The organism is Pseudomonas sp. SIMBA_067 (assembly GCF_046534675.1).
In the GTDB taxonomy this organism is placed as follows: domain Bacteria; phylum Pseudomonadota; class Gammaproteobacteria; order Pseudomonadales; family Pseudomonadaceae; genus Aquipseudomonas; species Aquipseudomonas putida.
Genome location: NZ_JAWRYH010001323.1, coordinates 1 through 237, shown reverse-complemented (window position 1 = coordinate 237; position 237 = coordinate 1). Strand labels below are relative to the sequence as shown.

Below are 237 nucleotides of genomic sequence, written 5' to 3'. Positions count from 1 at the left end.
GCATCATGGCGGCAATCCCGTACATATCCGCAGGCATCAGCCAGCTCATCGCGCCGCTGTTCCTGGCGTTGGGCGCCGACCCAGGGATTGCCGGGCCGATCTTCATCGCCTCTGACATGGGCGGCTACCAGTTGGCCAAGGCCCTGGCGCAAAGCCCGGAAGGCTGGATCCTCGGCCTGATCACCGGCTTCCAGTCCGGTTCGACGATCATCTTCGTGATCCCGGTGGGGCTGGCCA

Annotated in this window: 1 protein-coding gene; it reads left to right on the top strand. The window is 65.0% G+C overall.

Features of this window, described 5'->3' with window-relative positions:
* Positions 1 to 2: 2 nt before the first annotated feature.
* On the top strand, positions 3 to 237 hold a 235-nt coding region (eutH, locus tag SB765_RS33625), incomplete at its 3' end, for an ethanolamine utilization protein EutH (protein WP_410933033.1).